Annotated in this window: 18 protein-coding genes; 1 reads left to right on the top strand and 17 read right to left on the bottom strand. The window is 31.8% G+C overall.

Going from position 1 to position 24,022, the window contains the following annotated elements; genetic code table 11:
* Positions 1 to 49: 49 nt before the first annotated feature.
* The 15 genes from A0O34_RS16675 to A0O34_RS22395 all read right to left on the bottom strand — a co-directional run bounded on the left by A0O34_RS16675 (position 50) and on the right by A0O34_RS22395 (position 18,154).
* A complete protein-coding gene (locus tag A0O34_RS16675) occupies positions 50 to 1,366 on the bottom strand; it encodes an ATP-binding protein (RefSeq protein WP_082891182.1) in 1,317 nt (438 codons plus the stop codon).
* 685 nt (positions 1,367 to 2,051) lie between these two features.
* A complete protein-coding gene (locus A0O34_RS16670) occupies positions 2,052 to 3,554 on the bottom strand; it encodes a hypothetical protein (RefSeq protein WP_066757108.1) in 1,503 nt (500 codons plus the stop codon).
* Between the two features lie 169 nt (positions 3,555 to 3,723).
* Positions 3,724 to 4,467, bottom strand: coding sequence for a hypothetical protein (locus A0O34_RS16660; RefSeq protein ID WP_066757105.1), 744 nt, complete (start codon positions 4,465 to 4,467; stop codon positions 3,724 to 3,726).
* Positions 4,468 to 4,706: 239 nt separating this feature from the next.
* Positions 4,707 to 5,048: a hypothetical protein gene (locus A0O34_RS16655; RefSeq protein WP_066757099.1), complete on the bottom strand. Its 342-nt coding sequence runs from the start codon at positions 5,046 to 5,048 to the stop codon at positions 4,707 to 4,709.
* A 225-nt stretch (positions 5,049 to 5,273) separates the two neighbouring features.
* The gene (locus A0O34_RS16650) at positions 5,274 to 7,097 is read right to left on the bottom strand and encodes a hypothetical protein (protein ID WP_066757096.1); all 1,824 of its coding nucleotides are present in this window, start codon (positions 7,095 to 7,097) and stop codon (positions 5,274 to 5,276) included.
* Positions 7,098 to 7,571: 474 nt separating this feature from the next.
* Positions 7,572 to 8,426, bottom strand: coding sequence for a hypothetical protein (locus tag A0O34_RS16645; protein WP_066757093.1), 855 nt, complete (start codon positions 8,424 to 8,426; stop codon positions 7,572 to 7,574).
* Between the two features lie 422 nt (positions 8,427 to 8,848).
* Positions 8,849 to 10,702, bottom strand: coding sequence for a hypothetical protein (locus A0O34_RS16640; protein ID WP_066757089.1), 1,854 nt, complete (start codon positions 10,700 to 10,702; stop codon positions 8,849 to 8,851).
* 334 nt (positions 10,703 to 11,036) lie between these two features.
* Positions 11,037 to 11,447 carry a 5-fold beta-flower protein gene (locus tag A0O34_RS16635; protein WP_066757086.1) on the bottom strand — a complete coding sequence of 137 codons (411 nt, stop codon included), beginning with the start codon at positions 11,445 to 11,447 and terminating at the stop codon, positions 11,037 to 11,039.
* A gap of 255 nt (positions 11,448 to 11,702) precedes the next feature.
* The gene (locus A0O34_RS22825; protein ID WP_418219359.1) at positions 11,703 to 12,056 is read right to left on the bottom strand and encodes an integrase core domain-containing protein; all 354 of its coding nucleotides are present in this window, start codon (positions 12,054 to 12,056) and stop codon (positions 11,703 to 11,705) included.
* 48 nt (positions 12,057 to 12,104) lie between these two features.
* The gene (locus A0O34_RS22820; RefSeq protein WP_418219376.1) at positions 12,105 to 12,572 is read right to left on the bottom strand and encodes an IS3 family transposase; all 468 of its coding nucleotides are present in this window, start codon (positions 12,570 to 12,572) and stop codon (positions 12,105 to 12,107) included.
* 11 nt (positions 12,573 to 12,583) lie between these two features.
* Positions 12,584 to 12,874, bottom strand: a complete 291-nt coding sequence (locus tag A0O34_RS22815; RefSeq protein ID WP_066757083.1) for a transposase — start codon at positions 12,872 to 12,874, stop codon at positions 12,584 to 12,586.
* A gap of 254 nt (positions 12,875 to 13,128) precedes the next feature.
* Positions 13,129 to 13,974 (bottom strand): hypothetical protein, encoded by an 846-nt coding sequence (locus tag A0O34_RS16620; RefSeq protein ID WP_066757080.1) that lies wholly within the window; start codon positions 13,972 to 13,974, stop codon positions 13,129 to 13,131.
* A complete protein-coding gene (locus A0O34_RS16615; protein ID WP_066757077.1) occupies positions 13,934 to 17,230 on the bottom strand; it encodes a hypothetical protein in 3,297 nt (1,098 codons plus the stop codon). The genes A0O34_RS16620 and A0O34_RS16615 overlap by 41 nt, the downstream gene beginning before the upstream one ends.
* A 324-nt stretch (positions 17,231 to 17,554) precedes the next feature.
* Positions 17,555 to 17,932 (bottom strand): hypothetical protein, encoded by a 378-nt coding sequence (locus tag A0O34_RS16610; RefSeq protein WP_066757074.1) that lies wholly within the window; start codon positions 17,930 to 17,932, stop codon positions 17,555 to 17,557.
* Between the two features lie 60 nt (positions 17,933 to 17,992).
* Positions 17,993 to 18,154, bottom strand: a complete 162-nt coding sequence (locus A0O34_RS22395; protein WP_157886048.1) for a hypothetical protein — start codon at positions 18,152 to 18,154, stop codon at positions 17,993 to 17,995.
* Positions 18,155 to 19,475: 1,321 nt separating this feature from the next.
* On the opposite strand from A0O34_RS22395, the gene A0O34_RS16605 reads away from it, so the two are divergent.
* Positions 19,476 to 20,138: a S24 family peptidase gene (locus tag A0O34_RS16605; RefSeq protein WP_066757071.1), complete on the top strand. Its 663-nt coding sequence runs from the start codon at positions 19,476 to 19,478 to the stop codon at positions 20,136 to 20,138.
* A 72-nt stretch (positions 20,139 to 20,210) separates the two neighbouring features.
* Here A0O34_RS16605 and A0O34_RS16600 read toward each other — a convergent pair whose 3' ends face one another.
* Positions 20,211 to 21,170: a hypothetical protein gene (locus A0O34_RS16600; RefSeq protein WP_066757068.1), complete on the bottom strand. Its 960-nt coding sequence runs from the start codon at positions 21,168 to 21,170 to the stop codon at positions 20,211 to 20,213.
* 109 nt (positions 21,171 to 21,279) lie between these two features.
* Positions 21,280 to 23,748 (bottom strand): PKD domain-containing protein, encoded by a 2,469-nt coding sequence (locus tag A0O34_RS16595; protein WP_157886047.1) that lies wholly within the window; start codon positions 23,746 to 23,748, stop codon positions 21,280 to 21,282.
* Between the last annotated feature and the right edge of the window lie 274 nt (positions 23,749 to 24,022).

The raw sequence follows: 24,022 nt of genomic DNA, 5'->3' as shown, positions 1-24,022 counted from the left end.
CTTTTTTCAACAGATTTCATTAAAGAAAACCTAATTGAAGTTTAAACTTTTATGTAAATATTTTATCTTCTTTTACATATTCTTTTTTGATACTTTCTAATAAAATGTCGACACTTACCTTATAATTAGGATCTTTTGATGCAATTGTTTTTAAACTTACATCTTGTATTACGTTCATAATATTAGAACCGGTTAATTCGTATCGTTTGGCAATTTGTTCTAAATCAATATCTGAAAGTTCTAATTGTTCGGGCAAGTTTTGTTGCCAAATACGCAGACGCTCCTCATGCTTTGGATTATTGAATTTTATGCAGCTATGAAAGCGTCGCGTAAAGGCTTTGTCCATATTATTTTTAAAATTGGATGCCAAAATAATAAGCCCTGAAAACGTTTCTATTCGCTGTAACAAATAAGAAACTTCCTGATTGGCGTATTTATCATGAGCATCTTTTACATTAGTTCGTTTTCCGAAGATAGCATCTGCTTCATCAAAAAATAAAATCCAGTTTTTATTTTCGGCTTTATCAAATAATTTAGCTAATTGCTTTTCTGTTTCTCCAATGTACTTTGAGACCAACATAGAAACATCAACCCTAAAAACAGGGCGTTGAGTATATTTTCCTAAAAGACTGGCTGCAAGAGTTTTCCCCGTTCCCGGTTCTCCATAAAACAACACCCGGAAGCCCGGCTTAAGTTTTTTCTGCATATCCCAATCTTCCATAAGAGTCTGACTGCTATTGTACCAGGCCTCAATGCTTTGAAGTTCGTTTAATGTGATTTCAGGAAGTATTAAATCTGTCCACGATCGGCGGGTATGTATTTGTTCTGCTGGAAAATCATTGCTCATTTTTGGCAATAATTCTGAACCAAAAATTATAGTATTAAAAGCTTCCTGATGAACACTTATTTGACTATTCATTGGCGCATGCTCTTGAGCTGAACTTGAAAAAACAATAAGTTCTTCTTTAATTAACACCGAATTTGAGCCAAAATAATCCAGCGTTTTCAGTCGTTCTGAAATGCTATCTCCACCTAAAATATATTGGACAGCCTGAATCGTTGGTTGAAAGAGCCTGCCATTCTCATTGGTTGAACATAAGTCGAACAACACACTATTTGGAGACTCTAAATAAATGCGTTTCAGCAATGATGGATCCAATCGTGGTAATAAAGCCATTAAAAGAATAACAACTTCTTGATGTGCAAGCTCTTTTTCTGAAATATAGTCTCCTAATTGAAAGCCTTCATGATCATTAGTTTTAAATTTAGGTGCTCCTATATTAAAATCTTCTGAAGAATTGTTGATACGCCATGTAATAACCTCTTCTAAATGAGTAAATAATTTTTGTATTTGTTTTGGTTCCATTGGTTTTTTTTAGTCTTTTTTATTTTTGAAATTCAAAATTTACTCTTCTTTATCTCCCTTAGTAATTTTTTGTTTCCTGCCTTATCTCATGCAGTAATTAATCCTCTTTTGATCTTTTAAAATTTTTGAAAAATTTGTTAACTTGTCACTAAAAACACGGCTCATATTAGTTAGAAAGTCTTACCTAAACTACCAAAGCAGTTCTTTTTAGAAAGTCTTTCTCTTATTGGAATTCCTACTTTTTAAAGAATCAATCTTCCGCTCTCACGGAATCATTATCTACTCTTGAAAGAAAAATAATCGTTCAGCCATAAGCTATTATTCTGTTCTTGGATGAGACTCTAATGTTTTCACATTAAAAAATTCCAATATTTCAAGGGCAAAAGGTATCCCTGCTAAAGAATATCTTACTCGATTTTTAAAATATAGTGTAGCTCATCTTTAAGATGTTTCCACTCTATTTTATTGGTTTACTATAATAAACCTCAACCGAAAAGTTGCTCACAAATGAATACAAGTAATTTTTGTAATATTCTGGCTTCATGGTTTTTAGTTTAAATTAACGTTATGATTTTCATTTAGTAATTTTTTGGGGAGACTTGTTTTGGTATAAATCAATTTCCATTTTAATAATCCCTCTCGTAGAGTTGAAAATCACATCTTTGTTTGTTTGAATTGCTGTATTTTAATTTTTAAAAGTTCCAGTTGCCACTCTTTTTACAGTTTGTACTGTGTTATTATTTATATCAGAATTATTATAACCATTAAAAACTAAGTGAATAGGTTTGTTTACATTCCATAATGATGCATTTTCACCTTGATCTTCTATTTTAAAGAAAACATTAAAGTATCTTGCACCTATACCTGATTTAGAAGTCATGGAATCATAAATGTTGCCCGCTACGTTTACTGCTGGTAATGGATATCCCCCGGAACCTAAACTTATTATTTCCCATAATGGATTAGGATTTGAACTGAAAGAATCACTAGGGTTACAGTTTTCAATGAATCCTGTACAGTTATAAAAAATTCCATCTGTTGTAAAGTTTAATATCTTTAATCTTGGAACAATTCTATCTGTAGGAACTATAACTTTATCCTCCCATCCAAAAGTACCATCTGCTTTAGCTACAATGTTCTTTGTGTAAGTTGTATCAGCTTGAGCATTAGGCATATTTCCGGGATTTATTACAAAGTATCCATTAAATTTAACCCATCTTTGAGAGAAATCTCCTAAAATAAGCCCATTAGTATGAGAAGCTGTATAATCTGTTGAATTTTCTGTTCCTATAGTAGTATTTGGTGCAAGATTAACATTACTATGAATTACTAATCTATTATTAACAGTCTCTACCGTAGATACAGTATTACTTCTACCTGCTCCTGTTCCAATAAAAACATTATTTTCACCTTGAACATATGCTCCTGTTTGAGCCCCAACACCTATACTTTTGTTATGTGTAGTAAGATATTGCATTGATGACTGACCTAATGCAACATTATATGCTCCTGTGGTAAGTCTAGCCAATGCCGACTGTCCTATTCCAATATTTTTATAACCAGATGTAAGAGCAGCCATTACACTATTTCCTACCCCTACATTTACATTTCCTGTTGTTTGTTTAGAAGTATTATTAAAATCATATCCAGCAGAATATCCTAAAAATGTATTATACTGTCCCGTAATAATTGCACCTCCAGAATAATGACCAAACATAGAATTACCTTGCCCTGTCGTTACATTTTGTAGTGCCCCATATCCAAAAGAAGCATTATAAATACCTGTATGAGCCGAATTTATATTTCCAAAATACATTGAATAGGTGGTAGTATTCATACCTAAAGCACCATCTCTTATCGTTGTTGCAGCATCACCAGTAAATGTTATCTCTTTTGGAGAATAATTTCTCCGATTGATAACCGATTCAAGAGTCTCATCAGCTAATACTTCCGTTTTGGTAACTCCGGATTCTCTTTTAATATAAAATTTCCCATCTACTAAAGGGGTATCTACTTTTTTACCTAGGTCATCTTGAATTTCTTCCAATGATGGTTGCAGTCCGTCAACTTCTGCGATCGGAATTTTTGTATAATTGTGCCTAAAAGAAGAAAATGTTTCTTGAAATTCTTCCTGTGTTGGCATGTCGCCGGTTCGGAACCAACTTAATATTGTTTCTAAATCTGTCATGTTATTGAAGGTTTGGTTGTATGAATTGATCAGCGAAAATAGGTTGAGAGCTTATTGTACTGATCTGGAAATAATTAATAAGATTCTAATGCTTGCACATCAAAAAATTCCAATATTTCAAGGGCAAAAAGCTTCCCGTTATAAAGTATCTTGCTTGATTGAAGTTATATTAATTAATAATGTAATTGATTAAATCTCGCTCATCTCGCGATCCTAAAATAATTTTTATATTAACGGGAGACGACTTGAATTTCGTTCCATTAACATCAATTTCTAAAAACATTTGAATAAGAGAAAATGGTTTTCTATGATGTTTTGAATATTTAAATGAACCCGGTCTATTAAATGTGCCCGATGGAAAAAACTCCTTGTAATCATCTGAAGGTCTGAAATAGTTAATGGGATTAATATCTATGACCATTTCATGAGACGTTACAGGATATTCGGACTGTCGACCCCAAGATTCTGCATCTGATGGAAGTTCTTGGTAAAAACCTGCTTTTTTAACATAACCACTTTTAAGTGTTTTTTGTTGCTTGTAGCGTTTTATGATGATCTTAGGCTGGTATTTATCAATATCTAATTCGTTTAATAATTTTACGCTTAGACATTTATAAGCTATATCTCTACTTAAAACATGTACATATTTATCCATCTGCTTTGGCAAATCTCCCTCTTTATCTTCTATATTTAGATGCCCTCTACCTGATTTCTCGATGTCTTCAGCGAGATAGAAATGATAGAATTTTTTCTTCTTAGATCCTGATGCCTTTACATCCAGTCCAAAATTAAACTCATTTAAATGAACATAATTATCTATGAATTGTCCAAATTGACTTTGGGTAGGATATTTGCCTGTTTCAAAATAGGTTTTCAACTCCTCTCTTGTGGTTAATTTATTTTTTTCATCCATAATACTTTTGTGTTCTTTATTGCTTATGTTATTAGTTTAATTTCTTTCTGGATCCAATCATTATTTATTGATTTAAAGTTCAAAATTCATCTTTTTTTTGTTCTTATAAAAGCTTTTTACCCCTCCCATTCTGTAGTTGCAGTAACTCTTACTTTTTTAACAATCAGATAATTCGTTATGCAAATCCAAATGCTGAAATTGTTTTTTCCAACGTCATTTTTTATCTATTTTAAGAATATTTAATTCTCTTTTAGTTTTTCTTTTAACATCGTATTTTCTGCTTTTAATTGTTCATTAATACGCTTTTGAATATTTATTTCTTCTTCTAAAAGTCTGGTCTTTCTTTCGGAAATTTCTGAAAACTCTTTAAATTTTGCTTCATAACGATTAGCCAGATCATCCAAAGCTTGTTTATAAAGACTTACGAGTTTTTCGTCATTCCCAAGCTTTTTACCTTCGTTATCCACATCCATTCCCTCTACTTCAGCTTCCATTTTTCGTCTTCCGAAAAACCATCCTGCCGAACCAGTAATTATTAAGCTGAGAAAAGTCCCTATATGTTCTTTGAATAATTCAATCATTTTTTTAAGTTTTATTTATCTAATCTCCATAAGGAATGAACATATCATTACTCTGAAGCTTTGTAAAAACATTTCCCAACTCACCAATGTTCCCCAACTCATTGTGATAATCTACGGTAGCTATATTGGATGGAAAATTTCCTACTCCAAGCGTTGTTTTCCAAGACTGTACATTTTCACTATTTATATATTTAATAGTATTGACATGATTGTTTTTTTGATTTATTAGAATGTGTACATATCTTTAATATTCATTTCCATAAACTTCTGTTGAGTGTAGTAAGTACTATTTTGAAATATCGCTGATATATATAAATCCTGTCCATCTACTATTGTTGCACTATCAATAAAAGTTGTAGGATTGAGAGCTCCAGCACGTTTTGCTGTAATTATTCTAGTTAAAGTATTTCCACGTTTTACCAAAATCACATTTACTATTTGATTCCACTCTAATGAAGAAGTATTGCTTGTAAAATTTACCCAATTCAAATAATCCCCCCTTACTCCTAATGCAACGCCTCCAATGATATCATTATTAAGAGTTTTGTAATCCGAAATAACAGATAGACCAAAAAAATTACTTGAAGTATTACCATTTACCCATAAAGCAGGAACATCAAACTCAAAATAAAAATCTTCTCCAGCAGAAAATATTGGCTGTTGTGTTTTAGCTTTAAATAAAAAGACAGCTTCATCCGCATATGCTTTAACATTACCATCAATAGCATAATGTACTGTATTCCCAGAAGCATACATTTTAGTAGTTTCAATATCTTGATAAACTTTTGTATTCCATAATAAAGTCGAAGGATCAATACTATTAACATTGTCTACCAATTGAAAATTGACAGTTGTGGTATATTCAGCAAGTCCGTTTCTTAATTTCACTTTGTAACTACCAAAAGGCAAAGAAAATAAATTAACCCAAAAAATTAGATCTAAACCTGTGCTTATCAACTGAATCTGTGAATTCGGCACATTTAAAACGACATTCCCACCCATATCAACTATATCAACTTGAAAATTAGCTGGATTAAAATTTAAATTAGCACCACGTAAAGAAATATAATTAGCTCCATTTTGCTTTTTAATCACTACAGGATTAATTACAAAAACACTCATACTTGCAGTGCTAAAACCACCATTCATCTCAGTTTTCCAAGTAGTTTTTTGAGCTTCTGTAAGTTTACTCGGTAGTGTCATAAACTCAGTTGGCAAATCTTCAACTGTAAGAACCGTTTTTTTTGTACTCGTACTGTCTGTAAATAAAAGCTTTTGGTTAAAACTAGTAATCTGATTGATCAGTGTTTCGTTATTTTCATCCAACACAACCGATTTAGAGCGAACCCTTCCATTGTTTAAATGAAGCATTTCTGTGGGTGAAGTTGTGCCTACGCCAAGTTTCCCCGTATTGTAATATACGTTCGATTCTTTAAAATCACTTCCATTCCATGATAATAAATAGTTAGTAGCTGGTGATATAGACGCATAAACGGGATCCGAACCAAGTCCTCTGATGAAGAAATTACCATTTCCTGAAGGTTTATTCATCTTAGTATTTAGGGCGGCCTGCAATCCTTCCACCATTCCGATTGTTACGTTTGAAATTCCTGTAGGAAGGTAATTGGTCTTATCCGTTTTTGCTCCACCTTTAAACATGTACAATGAAAAATTGCCATTGTTGTCTGGAATTGCGATAAAATCATTATTCTCAAATTCATATGAACCTGAATGGTCTGCAAATTGCGAAATTGTAGTTTCAACAGCTTCAATTAAAGTCGTTAAACCTAAAGCTTCTATTTTTTCAGCCAGAATTTTTTGATCATTGTTTACAAAATCACTTAATGACATAAATTGATCATTACTCTGAGTTTTGTTATAAACATTTCCGAATTCAGAAATATTTCCTAGCTCATCATAATCATCCACAGTTGCGATATTAGTTTCACCCTTATGCCAGAATGAAGACCACGAATCCTGAAACTGTGTCTGAGTTGGAAATTTACCGGTTTTGAAGTAGCTGTATATTGTATCTAATGGTATTGACATATATTTTTATTTTGTGTTAGAATTATAGAATAGTATCATCTATAAAATTTCATATTGTTTTAAAGAATGAACTGTGGTATTGTTAAAGTTGAATTTCTTGTACACTAGGCTAATTGAAATAGAAGAACCTAGTCGCTATTTTTCGGCAATTTCTTTGTGTAACCAAATCACAAACGATAGGATGCTCTCTCACTGTCGTTATATTGCCATCCGTGAAGTGTTGGTGAATCCTGTAGTTGTGGAGTTTTCGAAATCTTATTATAAATCTGGCGTTGTATTTGTTCCAAAGTCCTTACAATAGATATTTTTATGGTAGTTTGATATAGGAATGAATCTTTAACCGTTGCTTAGTTTGGAAATGTAGGAGAAAGGAAGTGGAAAACGGCACATAAATGGATTTTGTAAGTATAGAATTTCCGTGTATATATTAAACCATTTTAAGATGTTGGTTTTGTTCAAATATTTTCAGTTTTTTTAGTCTACATTTTCAGAATAATTACATTCGATTCTTACATTTCTGACTCCCACTATTTGACCGCCCCAAACATTTTCATTGTTTTCCCCGGCATTCAAATTACCTGTAATTAAAAGACTGCCATTATCTTCATCAAAGACCTTGCATTCTATGGACTGATTGACTCCTCTAAGATCTGAATTAAAAAAGAAGCTTAAATCATCCGACATATCGTAATGATTAGTAACAGTATCTTCACTTCTAGATATATCGCCCCATAACGCACTTTGTACTCTATATTTAATAGTTACTCCTGTTTTATTTACAAACTTAATTTTGGTGTTTATAATGTTTAATTGTTGCTCAAAATTTAACTTGCTAATACTTAAGTTAAGCCAATCACCCTCCAGCATTCCGAATTCAAATCCATCAGGAATTGTAGGTAAATTGTTCCCGAATAGTCTACTTATTGAATATCTATAATTTGTTTGATAACTTAATGAATAATATTCTGTTCCCACTAATCCTTCTGTAGGGAAGTCTTTTCCTTTAATAGTGTAAGGAGCATTACCAAAGAAGTATCGTTTTTGTTGGGAATTGGTATTACCCATGGTGATTATTTGATCATCTTCATCCTTTGAGTTTACAACTACGGAGAATTTTTGATCTCCAATACCACTTACGAAATAGGAAATATATCCGTTATCAATTGTTGCCAAACTATTCGCAATGATTGCCACTTCTTTATTGGTCAATACATCTTCTTTAAATTTTAAAGAGTCTATAAATTCTGCAAATTGACTTTGTGTAGGATATTTACCTGTTTCAAAATAGGTTTTTAACTTTTCTCTTGTGGTTAATTCATTTTCTTCCATAATACTTTAATATTCTTGAATGTTTTGGGTTACGATTATTATTTATACTTTAAAGTTCAAAATTTATTTTTTTTGTTCCTGTAAAAGTTTTTTGACCTGTCTATTCTGTAGCTTCAGCAATCTTTATTTTGTCAGAATCGGATGATTCATTGGTTAATTTCAAAGTCCAAAATTCATACTTTTTTTGTTCTTATAAAAGTTTTTTGGCCTCTCTATTCTGTAGTTGCAACAACACTTATTTTTTCAGAATCGGATGATTTTTTACTTAACAGTTATTTTAAATAAAGCAACAAAAAGTGAAGTATTAAAAATGAGGTTTTGGTATCTTCTTGATAAGTTAAGATCTAATTTTGTTGAGTTGATATAATGAAGTAATTTTGTATTTGTTGCCTTTAATAATTTTTCTGCTATTTTTTTTACTTTTAAGGCGCTACATAATATCTTATATTTGAAAAAGAAGGATATTGTTGTATGTCACGATAATCTCCAGAAGTTATTACAAATCTATAATCTCCTAAAAATGTTTGTGCATCAGTATTTACAGAGTAAGTAGTACCATCACTATAGGCAACTGTTATATTTAAAACTTCACCTACTTTTGTATAAACTACTGTTGGTTTCACATCAAGATATTTTCCATCATTTATACCATAACCCACTAACCCATAATTTGATATATGAGGTTTTAGTGTACCTATTTCAGGTTGTTGTACACCTAAAGATGAAGAAGTTCTTGAAAATCCTATTTGTAAACCTCTAGCATAGTCATAATGTGGACTTTTACTTCCTGATAAACATAATACCCAATTTTTATCATGTGGCATTAAAACATCTAAATTAAAACTACATTTTGCTATATAGTCATTTCCATTATTTTCAACACCACTTCGTATATATGCTACTCCATTAGAAAAATAACCTCTATCGGCTGTATCTATTTTTTGAAAAACAACTTGTGAATCTTGTATTTGTGTATATTGATTTGTTGCTATTGTTGCCATAAAATTCTTTAAATCTATTAAGTTTTGGGGTAAAGATGGGACAGGATCCGGATAAACATGATTAACTGTGTAATTAACATTCATTGCTGGTGCATTAATCGTTAAATTATCTGGTATCGTTACAGCTACTTCGAAAGAATCTCCCATTGCAACTTGTTTAGTTACAGGGTCTATTCTTAACACTTTATTATACTGTGTTAAATTTCCTGTTTGGTCAGCTAATCCTTTTAAATAATAAGGTTTCCCCAGAGTATCCCAGGTAAAATTTGCATTTTGAGTAAAAACTCTTTCCTGAGTATTCGTTAAATCTGCCGTGGCAATATTTTCACCTGAAGTCTGCACATCTGTTTTTTCTTCCCATCCGAATGTTCCATCAGGTTTAGCAACGATGTTTTTGGTAAAAGCAGAATCTGCCTGTTGAAGCCGATGAACTTTTAATGAAGAATCAAAAGCTAAAGTTCTTTCTACAAAATCACCACCTATAAGAGGAAGTGTGATGTTATGGTCTAGTACTGCTTCTGATGAATGTATCACCAATTTATTATTAGTATTACCGCCTATTGGAGCATTTGCCCCAATGGTAACATTATTATGACCTTTTAAATTATTCGGTAAATCTGTTGTATAGCCTGATCTGAATCCTAAAAAAGTATTATAGTTGTACTCTTGAGTATGCAGCGTTCCACCATCCACAAATCCTGAATGGCTACCTAACGCCGTGTTACCGTACCCACCTATAAAGTTACTCATCGCAACCCGGCCAACAGCAGTATTATTTGTACCTGAAGCAAAATAATACAAAGTGGCCTGCCCTACTACAACATTCCAATTCCCTTCTTTCAAAGCATTCATTGAAGCAGATCCTACTACGGTATTTCTTATACCGGTCGTAAGTTTCCATAATGCATGATTTCCTAGGGCTACATTTTCACTTCCGGTAGTAATTTCCTGCAAAGCTCCGTAACCAAATGACTGATTATAAATTCCTGTATGATCCGGATTCATATTTCCAAACCATTGAGACCACGTTTTTGGGTTGACCCTTAATTCAACTCTAGTAGAAGGCGTTGTTCCATTTTGTAAAAATTTAATCCCTTGCTCAGGAATCTTATTATTTCTATTAACAACAGTTGCTAATGTTTCTTGGGACTCTATGTTTTCTTCTTTATGCCAATAGGAATCTATAAAATCTGAAAATTGACTTTGTGTAGGATATTTACCTGTTCCAAAATAGGTTTTTAGTTCCTCTTTTGTGGTTATTTCATTTTTTTCCATAATACTTTAATATTCGTAACTGCTTATGTTTTTAGCTTAATTGATTTTGAATCCTATTTATATTTTAAAGTCCAAAATTCATTATTTTTTCACTCTTATTAAAGTTTTTTGACCTACCTATTCTGTAGTTACAGTAACTTGGAGTATTTCTTTAAAATATTGCTAACAATTGTATTTCTTTAGTTTAAATATTCATTTAGTCGTAAAATTGAATCATTAAGGAAGAAAGAAATTTTAGATAGTATTAAACAAATAAAAAGGCTCGGATTATAAAATCCAAGCCTTAATTTTTTAACTATATTTTGCGAAATAGTTCTTTTCGCAGAGCTGATTATTAATCCATTTTAAAGAAGAAAAAAGCCACTGCTGCCCATTCTTTTTTAATTCCACTCGCATAACCAATAGTGCTATGACTACCGCTTTCTACCGTTCCATTGTCTTTAATATAACCAATCGTTGAATGGCTGCTGCTTTCTACCGTTCCGTCTTTTTTTACATATCCCACAGTAGAACCACTTTTGTTTTCTATTGTTCCATCACTTTTGATTCGGCCAATAGTGCTGTGACTTTTATTTTCAATAGTGCCATCGCTTTTGATGTAACCTACCGTTGAATGACTTTTATTTTCGATTGTGCCATCACTTTTGATGTAACCTGCAGTACTATGACTACCAGATTCAATGGTTTGTGCACTTAAAACGGAAAGATTGAACAGAAGGAAACAAATAAATAGTGTTTTTTTCATGGTTTAAAGTTTAAATTGGTTATTGTTTTTGGTTTATTGATTAGGACTATTTATAATCCACCTTTTATATTGTTGCCCAATATACCAAGTTTTCATGAAATATAAAAAGCCTTGTAAAAACAAGGCTCTTATTCTATTATTGAAAAAAATCCTTCGGCATATATAATGATCTAGGTACAAAATGATCAGCGTCAAATTTGATCGTAACATTTTTTTGAACTTGCAACTATTTTTGAGACAAAATTTATATACTCTTTATGCTACATTTTTAGATTGATTAGACATTAAATTTTGATACTCTCTTATGGTTAAATTTCCTAAGGCAGAATGCCTTCTCTGAGTGTTGTAAAATGTTTCTATATATTCAAACACAGAGTTTTTGGCATGATCTCTAGTTTCATATTTATTTTGATAGATAAGTTCAGTTTTCAGAGTTTTAAAAAAACTCTCCGCTACAGCATTGTCATAGCAATTTCCTTTTCCACTCATACTTCGGGTAATATTTTTTCCTACCATTGAAGTAAATTCTGTGCACGCATACTGTATCCCTCTGTCCGAATGGAAAATTAAGCTATCATGATCCTGTAAAGGACGGTGAAGTCGTGCCATTTTCAAGGCGGCAATACTAGTATCCTGAGCCTTCATCGTCTCACTCAATTACCAGCCTATAACTTTTCTGTCAAACAGATCAATGACCGTAGTGAGATACAGCCAACCTTGACCTGTACGGATATAGGTAATATCAGAGACCCAGACCTCTTTGCTGTTTTTAACCTGAAAATTTTGATTCAGATAATTCTCTACAACAGGGTATCGGTGGGAAGAATTGGTGGTTTTCTTAAATTTTTTCTTCACGATACTTCTCAGGTCACGTTCTCTCATCAGTTTGGCAACAAAAGGACGTGAGGCTCTCATTCCCTTTGCTTCCAGTTCTCTGGTTATTCGCGGACTTCCATATCTGCCACGACTCCAATGATAAATACTGAAGATCTCTGAAGATAAAATAGTTCTTCTTTCTGATAGTTTAGTAGATTTTCCTTTCTTCCAATGATAGAAGCTGCTCCTGCTTACCTTTAATACCTCACACATCTTCCCGACAGGAAACACATTAGCGTGTTCTTTGATAAATTTATATCTTACCCGTCTCTCTTGGAGAAGATGCCTACCGCCTTTTTTAAGATGTCACGTTCTAGCCTTGTTTCTTCAAGTTCCTTGCGAAGTCTCAAAAGCTCTTCTCTTATGGGATCGGAGGGAATTTGTTTTTCCTTCGTAAGCTTACCTTCTTTGTGAAGCTTTCTCCAATTGACTAGACTTTCTTTGCAAATCCCTAATTCTTGAGCTACTAAGGATACATTGCCTCGCTGTTCGCTTAAAGATACTGCTTGGATCTTAAACTCTAAACTGTAATTTTTTCTGATCTTTTTCATACTCTTAAAGTTAAAGAGTATAAGAATTGTGTCCTAACAAAGTTAGCAACTCCAGTTCTTTATTTAATTTACCATCCTATATTTTTCTAAAATAGTGTTTTATAAGATAATTATGTTTGAGAAGTGATTAAAATAAAAACCGCATGATAAATCATGCGGCAATAAGTATATTAAAAGAGTTTATTTAAAAACTTGGGTAGACTCTCTTATATATTACTGTTTTCCGAATTTTGCAACTTCAGAAGCAGAGTATTTTATTTTATTTCATGTTTGTTTTCCATATATCTCTTATAATTAGTGGCATCTAATTCTACCTGTATTTCCTTAAAAGGTCTATACTTATGTTCTTCCGGTAATGAATCGTAGATATCTTCGTAGTAAACTATTCCATTGTCAAATAATATTCCTTGTTCGGAAATATTTTCATATTCCAAATCATCAAACTCGAAATCTGTTGCTCCATATTCAAAACACAGTATAATAAAATCTCTTAAAAAACTATTAAATCTTGGTGTATTCAAATAAGCTGTTTCTGAATTATCGATTATTACATCGGAATTATCATTAGAAAGTTCATCAAAAAAAGTATCAGCATTAAATGTAAGAAAAAAGTAATTTTTAAAAAATAATATTGTAGTTGGCTCTGCGTAAAAATTATCATTCATATTTAGAATATCCTCATAGGTGAGTAATAAATCTGCATTTACAATTTTTTCTGCAAAAATTTTTTCATTTTTTTCCTTTTGAACAAATAATAATGAGTGATATAGCAAATTATTGTTATAATCATATAAGTAATTAAACTTTTTCCAAATGGAAGAATCTATAGAATCACTTTTAACATTTATTTCATTAACAACCTGTTTTAGGTTAGTTAATTCAGTAATATTATGAGGTAATAGTATCCCATACTTATAAGTTAAAAGAATATATGAACAAATAAAATCTGAGGTCTTATCTTCCAAAAACATTTGCGATTCTTTTGTATTCCAGCTAATTTTGAATGAGGAAACATCATAATCCATGTATTTCCAATATTCACTTACATTATTTATTTTATTACCATTCATCTTTATTAATTTTAAATGTTCCTTTTCCATTTGTAACTTCTAATTCTTGTATTGCCTTCTGTAATTCTATTTTTTCAATCCCGCCTTGAACAGATGTGTAAGGAAATAAGTCTTGTCTAATTTTATCAATAAACTGTTGCTTATTTAGATTAAAATATGAATTATTAGGATTATCAATTTTTATCTGACCAAAATGATTTGGATATAAATCTTTATTTGCAGTACTTAGTCGCGTTTCCGTATTGAACTTTCCCATTATACTTTTAATATTTACTTTAACTTGTTCGTCACTACCTATAACACGTTTACTTTCAATTATTCTTCTTTCAGTAATATTTAATACATCTATTTCATTACCTCCTTTTTCTAATTTGTCATATCCAGATCTAGTACCATCCGGCCTAATCTTTCTTGATATTATTACCTCATGTCCTTTATCTAGTTCTTTCAATCCTGTTTCCAATTCATTTAATAGATCTTTGGTAGATTTACTAATTACTTCAGCAGATTCATAGATTTTTTTTCCTTTTAGATTAGGCTTTTCAAAGGCTACACGTAAAATATCTAATAAATCTTCAGGATTTTTAAATCCATGACTATTTGCTAATTTATCTACTATTTCGGACATTTGTGTATTCCCTAATTTGACATCTATATATTTACAGCGTATAATTATCTGGTCTATTTCATCTTGTGGTATTTTTTTTCCTTTAAGCCCTTTAATAATATTTTGTGCATGTATATCTCCTGCATTTTTGGCAATTTCCCGCATTGTGGATATATCAAAATCAGCAAGTTCCTCATTTTCTTTAGCTAAAGATTTTGCATCTTCAAAAGTTTTTCTAAGCAAAGATAATTCTTCAGACGATAATTTTTCTATTTCTTTAATTATTTTTGCAGCTTGTAATTCAAATAAAAATTTTTCAAAGCTTAGCACACCACTTTTTACATACTTAACAGCTATCGGTAGTAGCTTGATGGCAAACTCAGGATTTACAAATGTATTTACTGTAAAAGCACTTTTTTGAGCTTTATTTAGTGATTGTTTTATGTCAACTTTTAGCTCTGCTTGTTTTACAGTATTTTGCTGAATTTTAGTCTCAAGTGCCTTAGCTCTGGCCAAATCATCATTTAATGCCTTTATCACTTTTTCCTGAGTTGCAGGATCCAAGTTCGCGTCAGTAAGTAATTTTCTAGTTTGGGTTATATTCTTTGATTTTTCAAATACTCTACCTGCTTTTACTAATTTACTTGATATTTTTGCTACAGCTGCAGCATCTAAGGCAGAACCTACAACAGAAATAATTATCCAAACAGCACTTGGCTCATCTTGTGAAATATCAACTTTATAGGCAGCAAGCTGTGTACGGTATTTATCTATTTCTTCATACGTTAAATAAGCACTTAAAGCAAAATTACCTGCAGCTAATAATAATGCTACTGTTCCTGTACCAAAAGAAAGCAATCCTAATGCAACTGCCAAAACTCCTATTAATAATCCTTCTATAATATGTTTAGTACTTTCTTCACTTTCTTTATCAGTTATTATTAAATCAAAAATACTGTCTTTAGCTATTCCTTGTTGTTCTTTTGATTTTTCAAGTAAACTTGCATAACCATAGATCGAAAGACCTTGGTCGGCATTTAAGTTTTTAATAATTCTTGCTATGTTTGCTTCCTGATCGCTGATATAGTTTGCCAAGAAATTGCGAAGTTCTTGTTTTGTTTCTACGTTCGCAAAACCTTCCTTATTGAAACCATTGTCTTGTACCAACGGCGTGGTAGATGAAAGCGAACCGATGGCATTGTTTCCTTCTGTTTCTTTCGAAATTGCAAGAGCTTTCATTTCTTGGCCAAAACTACGCTCTTTATCAGTTGGTTTTTCAGCAAACGCCATACCTGATGCTCCTGCACTAGCACCATTTGCTGTTCTATAACTTTCCTTAGCCTTAGAAGCTTTTATTTTTCCCAATAAATTGGTTAAGAAAGCATCTTCAAGTAATTTCTTTTTTTGTTCAAAAAGTGTATGATGATACTTTTGCAACACATCTTCAGCTATATGGATGGTCTCTTTTCGGAAAGCAACCTCATATTGGTGTATGAGACTTATAAACTCATTAGTGGTATATCCCATTGCTTTGGCTGCTTGCTCAAAAATATAAAAATCGTTATGGGCTTCTTTTAACACAATATCAGGTACAGCTCCTTCATGCTTGTTGTTTTTGGGATAATCATCTACTACACCCTGTGATTTTTGACACGTTTTATACTTGTGATATACCTCTATCATACTACTACCCGTAAATGATCTTGTGATAGATTCTCTTTGATCATTTTCTTTTTTCCGTAGATTTCTATCTTGTATATACTTTCGTAAAGAGTTTTCAATATCTTTTGAACTACTACTCTCGGCAGTGGTTTTGCTTTTAAAATCTGCCATTTCTGCAGGGCTGAGTTCTTTAAGTAAATCCAGCAAAACAAGACTTTGTAATTTGGTATCAGAATTTTGTAAAAACTTTTTCTTTTCTTCAGGTAAATCGGCGATTTCTTTCGCTACAATATCATTATTGAGCAAAATTTGATAATTGATAGTACCTCCTGTTTTTACAAGTTTCTGTACAAAATCATCCCCTAATTTTCCCCAATTAAGCTTTCGAGTAAGTTTCATCTGGTTCTCCGCAAATCGGTCGAGTTGTTCGTCCGTGGATATCAACTGATTTTCATAATGCTGATTGGGTTCTATCTTAATCAAATGGGATTCTATTTTCTCATTGCTGCTCTTTTGGTTTTTGCCTTCATTTTTCTTCTTTTTATCATGTCCCCCTGATTCGGGTATCAATTCAGACAAGACCTCTTGACTTTCAGCTTTGCTTTTAGTTGACTCATCCTGTGAAGTCTTTGGCAGAGAAGTTCCCGATTTATGGTCATTATAATCTTGTCCCTGACTTACATTTTTGGTTGACATATAATCTTTTTCAGCCTTTTTGGTGTCGGGATGGTTGACATCACCGGTTTGTTTAAGGCTTTCCTGAAATCTTCCATACATTATCTCTGAACCTTGATCATAAATGGTTTGAGTCATTGGATTACTACCATTTCGACCGACCAAATTATTATTAGGATTTCCTGATCCGGTCACAACAGTCTGACTGCCAGTCTTTTGTATTTGTGTAGCGGCCACCTCTGCCTCAGATTGATGAACAACCATAGGCTCTTTTTGCTTTTGCTTTTTGCTTTGGTTTTGGTTGGCTTTATTGTCTTTTTCTACAGGTTTTGCTGCTTTCATTGACTTGGTGTTTTTAATTACATATTATTTTAAAAAGTATACAAAGCGCAACTCATACTGTTGCGCTTTTATACATACCTGTTGAAGTGAAAAATCAGACCGTGTAGGGTAGATTTTTTTTAAAGAATTTGAGTAATTAGAAGTGGTTATTCAACTTGGTGATAAGAAACAGGTAATGCTGAGCCACTTATATTTTTTGCTTTCTTGTTTTTTGAGTTTTCAGGTTTTCATATTCAAAATTCACTCTTTTTAAGGAGAATTATCTACTTTTTAAGAGATGGATTCTGTAGTTGCAGTGAAGAGTTTTCATTACTTAATTTTCTATTAAAGCACATCGTCTTTTTTCTCTTCTCCTTCATCAGTTTGTCTATTAGTTTTTACCCCATATCGGTTTTCAATAAAAAGATTCACTGCTTTATCAATCCAATTAGGCAGATTTGTAGTGATCATTTTCAAGAATTTATCATAGCCGTAGCCAAGCACAAATAATACTCCTGTTGAATACCATTTGTTGTGTAATTCGGCTCTATTCATTAAATAACTCATTGTAAGACCAACAATTACTACTATTGCTAATGTGACAAAGTGCTCCCATGGTTGTTTTTTCTCTTTGTTTTGTATTGAAACTAGCACCCTTAATAATCCTCCTGAAAATGCAATTGCAGTTCCGATTAATAGAGCTTTTATACTATCCAGATTCATTTTTTTCCTATATATTATTTATTAAAAATTTTGATTTTTCCATAGCTTTTAAATGTTTAATTATTCTTGAGCCAGTATGTACATATCATCTAAAAACCTTTTGCTTTTTTGAATACTTTCATTTACATAAGCTAATTCATCGATAAGATCACTGATGTCTTTGCTAGACTTTTGCAGTTTTTCTTTCTTTTCTTTCTTTTTTTTCTTTTCTTTTTTTTTCATGGTTTCTAAGTTTTATTAAATGAACAATTGCTTTTTTTTAATCTTTTAAAATTGATTTCTCTAACAATCCAAGGTCAAACGGTTTCTTTTTTTCAGGTTTATGTTTCACCTAAAACAATAGAACTAAAAAGCAAAAACCGTTTCACCTTAGTATTTTATGTATAAACTTAAATTTGAAAAAGATGTTAGGACAACCTCTTTAATTAATATGATCGGGTTAGTTATTGAAGGCATTATAAATGCAAAAACTGAATTTTGTTTTACTATTTTCAAACTAACTCTGAAGAAGAATGTTATATATCGTTCTTTCCGATAAAAACAACATTTCTGTTAACTCGGTTACAATCACTTTCATCTGTTTATCTTGATTACGTTTTACATAGTCAATCACAAAATCTTTTCTTTTCTCTACTAATTCTTTACTACGTTTCATTTGGTGGTTAAAAGTTTATTTTATGGTTAAAAGTTTATTTTTAAATTAGACAAGCTTTCATGTTTCTGAAATTTTTTATGTTTAATTGGGTCAATAAGAAACCCTAAAGGCCTACTTAAAGCCTTTAAACGGATGTCTAATTAGATTATTTAATTTTGATTTTTTCAGAAGTTGATATCCGGTATTTTCTAATAGAAATGATACCCGGCTTCTTTCTTCTAAATTTTACTTTTTCGTAAATGACTCTATTGATGTTTATAAGAAATCTATGTTTTATAAACAATTAAACAGCTGGCATTTACTTCTCGTAATTTGTTGTAAAAGAACGCAATACTGTATTTTACTTTTAAATTATCTTTAAAAATAAGTGAGGTTATTTCACAAAATTTGTTTTCCCTTTAGGATGTAGTAACAATCTTACTGATAGCTATAATTAATCGATATTTTATATGCTAAACAGTAGTGTTAGTCTACATTTTTTGGTTTATTTTTTATTCTTAAAAAAATAAACGCATTTTTTTCATTAATCAGATTATACAACATGCACAAAAAGCTATAATATTAAAATTAAAAAACGCATTTTTTGCATTTTTTTAGATTAAAAAATTCATTTCGTTTTAATTAGCGCTGGATAAAACAAAATAAATAAAATCTAATTTCAAAATTCACTCTGTACAAAATATTTGTTAACTTTTTGATTATAAGAATCAAAACAGTTTAAACAAAGCATTTAAATATCAAAATGACATTAAATTATAAATATAATTTTGTACATTTGCAGTGTTCCATCTTAACAACATTACAAATATACGAACATTGTTCGTATTATTAAATATAAAAGCGAATATTTTTCGTTTATTTTTAAAAAACAACTGTAAACATATCAAAATGAACTATTTAGAATTCAAAGAAATCCGAAAGAAACTAAAAATGAAGCAGGCTGATATAGCAAAATCTATAGGTGTTGGCACCAGAGCCGTACAATATTGGGAAAAAGGCGAACGAAAAATACCCGAAACGACTGCTTATTTTATAACCAATTTACTGGAGGAACAAGAAAAGAAGCTAAATGACAGTGCATCTCCTGTTGTTTTTTCAAATTTAAAAATTATGAATGTTCCGCTTGCAAATCAATATGCACAAGCCGGTTATTTACATAGTTTTGCAGATGAAGAGTATATAGAAAGCTTACCAACGATTCCTTTTACTGACGATATAGAGCACCGAGGCGAATACATGTGTTTTGAAGTAAAAGGAGACAGCATGGACAACGGATCGTACGAAAGCTATCTGGAAGGCGACATTATTTTATGCAGAAACATCAGACAAGATTATTGGATGAGCAAACTGCATTACGACAAGTGGGATTTTGTAATCGTTCACAAAGAGAAGGGAATTTTGGTAAAGAGAATCGTCAACCACGATGTTGAGAGAGGCATTATCACCCTTCATTCTCTAAATGAATATTACGATGATTTCGAAATCCACTTGGAGGATGTTGCGAAACTTTTCAATATTATAAGTACAAGACGTAAAAACAATAGAAGATAATTAAAAAAACTGCTTGACTGAATAAAATCCTCAATGAATGAGGATTTTATTAGTTATTTTAGATGAGTAGAATTAGAAATTACAATTATAACGTAAAGAAATATTAACAATTTCGCCAGTGGTTGGCTCTACATCATAAATTACAGTTGGGTTAATGCCATCTTTTTCAAATCTAATCCATCTTAGTCCATATTCATTGAAACCTGAATTTACTCCATCAAAATCCAATAGATCTCCTTTTACTGCAGGCCTTGCTGGTGTAACGTATCTATTATAAATAAAACTCCCTATTTCAGGAACAGGTGTAGTAAGATATACCTTTCTCGCAAATGGATTATTACTTGACTGACAAATACTGCCCTCACCAATATCCCTTGGATCCTTACCTTCAAATTTCCCCGACACACAATAGGCAAAATCAAAAGGATAAAGAACTGGCAGATTACCCCATTTCCCAGATGTAAACTCAACTACATTTGACCAAACTGAAACTCCAGATGGAGAACAGTGTTTTCTTGCTCTAATGAATAATTTAGTCTCATTAATAATGGTTCCATCATTCATTTCAATATATTCAGTGGGCTTGTAATCACTTTTTAAAAGTACCCTAAAATGAATAATATTATGAAATTGACTATCTGTAGCTATTTGATATTCTACTGCATTAAGATCTGTCTCATCTACTGTATAATCCATTATTATTTGATCATTCACACCCAAATATACTTTTTCAATAGACGGATCCTTACAAAATGATACATCACACTTGTCTACTTGAAAAAAAAATGTTTCCTCATCAGTAGCTCCATTTACAGCTAATTCTACTTTTAGCTCATATTCACCGGCAGATTGAATGTCAGGAAGAGACACCTCTTCTTCACTCATGGGTGCCGGGTTCTTAGCAAGTTCAGTATACGGACTCATAGAATTTTTGATTCTATATTTATAGACTGCAGTTGAAGATGTAATAGGAACCGAAGGAGTATAATCATACTCTAGTTTTAATAAAACATTGCATTTTGCTGCTTCCATTATATTATTTTTTATTGTTATTTTATTAGTTAATTGATGTAAAAGGGATGATTCTTTAGTTTACAAATCATCCCTTTACAATATGTATCACACAAAATTTTAATTAGCCTTAACGATATACGTTTACGAACAATATGTCAGATTTAGCAAATGCTCCGCTATCAACATCCACAGCTGTAAGTTGAAATTCATATTCTCCAACCACTAAATCATCAACTTGAAGATCAAGTGTATTAACTCCGGTAAGCGTTACTATTGGACCTTTTAATTTTGCCCATGAATAGATAAGTGATGATGGCCCTTGAGCTTCGCCATTTAATTTAAAAAAAACATCCTTTAACCCAACACTTGTAGGCCCCATTGCCTTAGCCGTAACAGTAGGAATGGTATATTGGCAACAATTTACATCTGAGAATCTGATACTTTTTATTGCAACAGAAGGCACAAGAGGAACATCATACCAATCTCTTATCTCTATATCCTGAGTACATCCACCACCATTCACTTTTACCTTTATTGTTGGAATTCTTGTTGGAACCACATTGTATAAAGTATATTTAACATATCCTTTAGAATCAGGTTGCAGAGTAACCCAACTATCATTATCCCAGAAATTCCAGCTATACGTATAGTCCGTAATATCTTGTCCATTTTCTGCGGAAACGATAAAGTTTACAGTTGTTGCTATTGAGTTACCTTCAGGATAGAAGACATAATCAACCACCACTTTTACTTTAGGCTCTGCAATAACTTTAATCCTACAGTTGGTTGGCTTTCCGTTTACTGTAAAGGTAATTACCTGACCATGCAGATCATCGCTTACTAATTTTGGATTAAAGAAATATTTTCCATCAATTATTTCTACTCCATTCAATTCTGAATCGACAACAGCTTTTACAACACCACCTAGAGGAAGCACTTTAAAAGGTATACGGCTAGCCTCAGCACAAATAACAGTATTTGGCAAACTTAAATCGGCTTCAATTTTTGGTGTACAACAGATGTATGGAAGTGAAAAATCCGCAAAAACCTTTGGGTTTTCTAATGATTCATAGACAATGACAAACGTACCTCCTCGCTCAGCTCCACGTTTATGTTCTAATCCAGGATGTTTTTCTAAGTATTCATTGAAGTACGCTTTATAAAGGTCTTTATTATCTACTAAATCCTCTAAAGACAAAACCATAATATCAAATCCAAGCTGCAGCTCATCTTTGATTTTCTTTATTTGTTCAAAGGCCATTTGGTAATCCATCCCCTGATGTCCTTCTATATTATAAAACGAATTTTTATCTATATTAAAATGTAAAGAATCATCCTGTATCTGTGTATTCGGGGTAAAGAAATTGATAGCATATCCTAAATTATCTCCAAATGATCGATTGCTTGTTTTATCAAAATTCCACGTTTTCAAAAGTTCTTTTGTAATCTGGTAGTAAAAAGGAACCGCTTTATTACTAAGAGGATTTAGTTTTTGAGATGGAGTGATTTTAATTTGCGCCTCATCTTCAAAACTACTGGAATACCTAAAATTCTGCGCCTGTTGATGAAAGCGATTAATTAATGCTTTAACTCTTTCTGTTGCTTTTTCATCATCTAAAACAGGCGAATTATAAAACTGATGTCTAAATGAATCTAATTGGGTATTCGACACCAATTTTCCAAGCATAATGTGTTTGGGAAAAGAATTCAAATCCGGAAAGCCTTTAGTAAAGGATTTAGGAAGCAATTTTATAATTTCAAAATAGGTATCCATTAAATCTTTTACGACATCATAAGCATACTGAAAACCTGTTGTCTGTGTAAGACAATATTCTAATGCACTTTTAAAGCCCTGATGGCCAACAATTGTAAGTCCCATTATTTGAGAGATTGCATTGATTCTTTCAAAAACAATCTCACCATAACTATTTGTTTCTAAAGCAGCAGAGTACAAACCTTTTACATCAGAAGAAGAAAATTTTGCATCAACTCCTTTCTCTAAAATAAGTCGTTCTACAATAACTCGCTCTTGTTTTTCAGCTCTCAATATATCTTCTATAAACAAAGGATGAGGCTGAATACGATCTTTTCTATTTGGCGTAATACTACCATCTATAGGATCCGGTAGAGGTAGAACACTATCATCTCCAAGAATATTAATAATTCCTTGTGCCGTGGTAACTAATACTTTAAGATTTCTAATTTGTTGGATTCCATGATTATCACAATCAACTCCTCTACAAGGCTTAACTTCTTTTTCGTAATCCTCTAAATACAGCAACAAATATTTGTTTTCTACATCTGAAAGATTACTAATGGGTTGAAAATCAGAATTTGCTTCCTGAGCAGTTGCTAACTCCCAAAGTTCAATCTGTTTTTTGTCATCATCATAAAATGACGGATATTTTACCTTAAAATTATCATACACTTTAAAATGTGTATAATTTTTACTTTCTATGTTAATGGTTTTTAGATCACTTACATACAAATCTCCACTCACCGCACTTGTATTATTCAAGGTTAGTAAATCGCCGTCGGTTGTTAGTGCTGCTCCCTGAGAAAGCTGTATACTACTCAAAATCTTATTTGTATACATAAGATTTGGCTTGAGACCACATACAACACCTACTCCTTGCAGCAGCAATCTAGACAAACGGTCCTGATCTTCAAAAAAATCCAAAAACTCGTTGAACTGGGTATGTTCTATATATTGTCCTTTACTGAATTTGCGATATTGAGTTGATATATTACTTAATTGATTATTCATTATTGTTAATTTTTTAATGATTTATTAAGACAGTTTAATAAACTCCATAGACAGTATTTCTGCCTATGGAGTTATTATTAAACTATTTCTCCTTTATCGAATT

Origin of the sequence: Chryseobacterium glaciei, from assembly GCF_001648155.1 — a bacterium.
GTDB lineage: Bacteria > Bacteroidota > Bacteroidia > Flavobacteriales > Weeksellaceae > Chryseobacterium > Chryseobacterium glaciei.
Note: the sequence above shows the minus strand (reverse complement) of the source record. Positions and strands in the feature narration are given on the sequence as shown.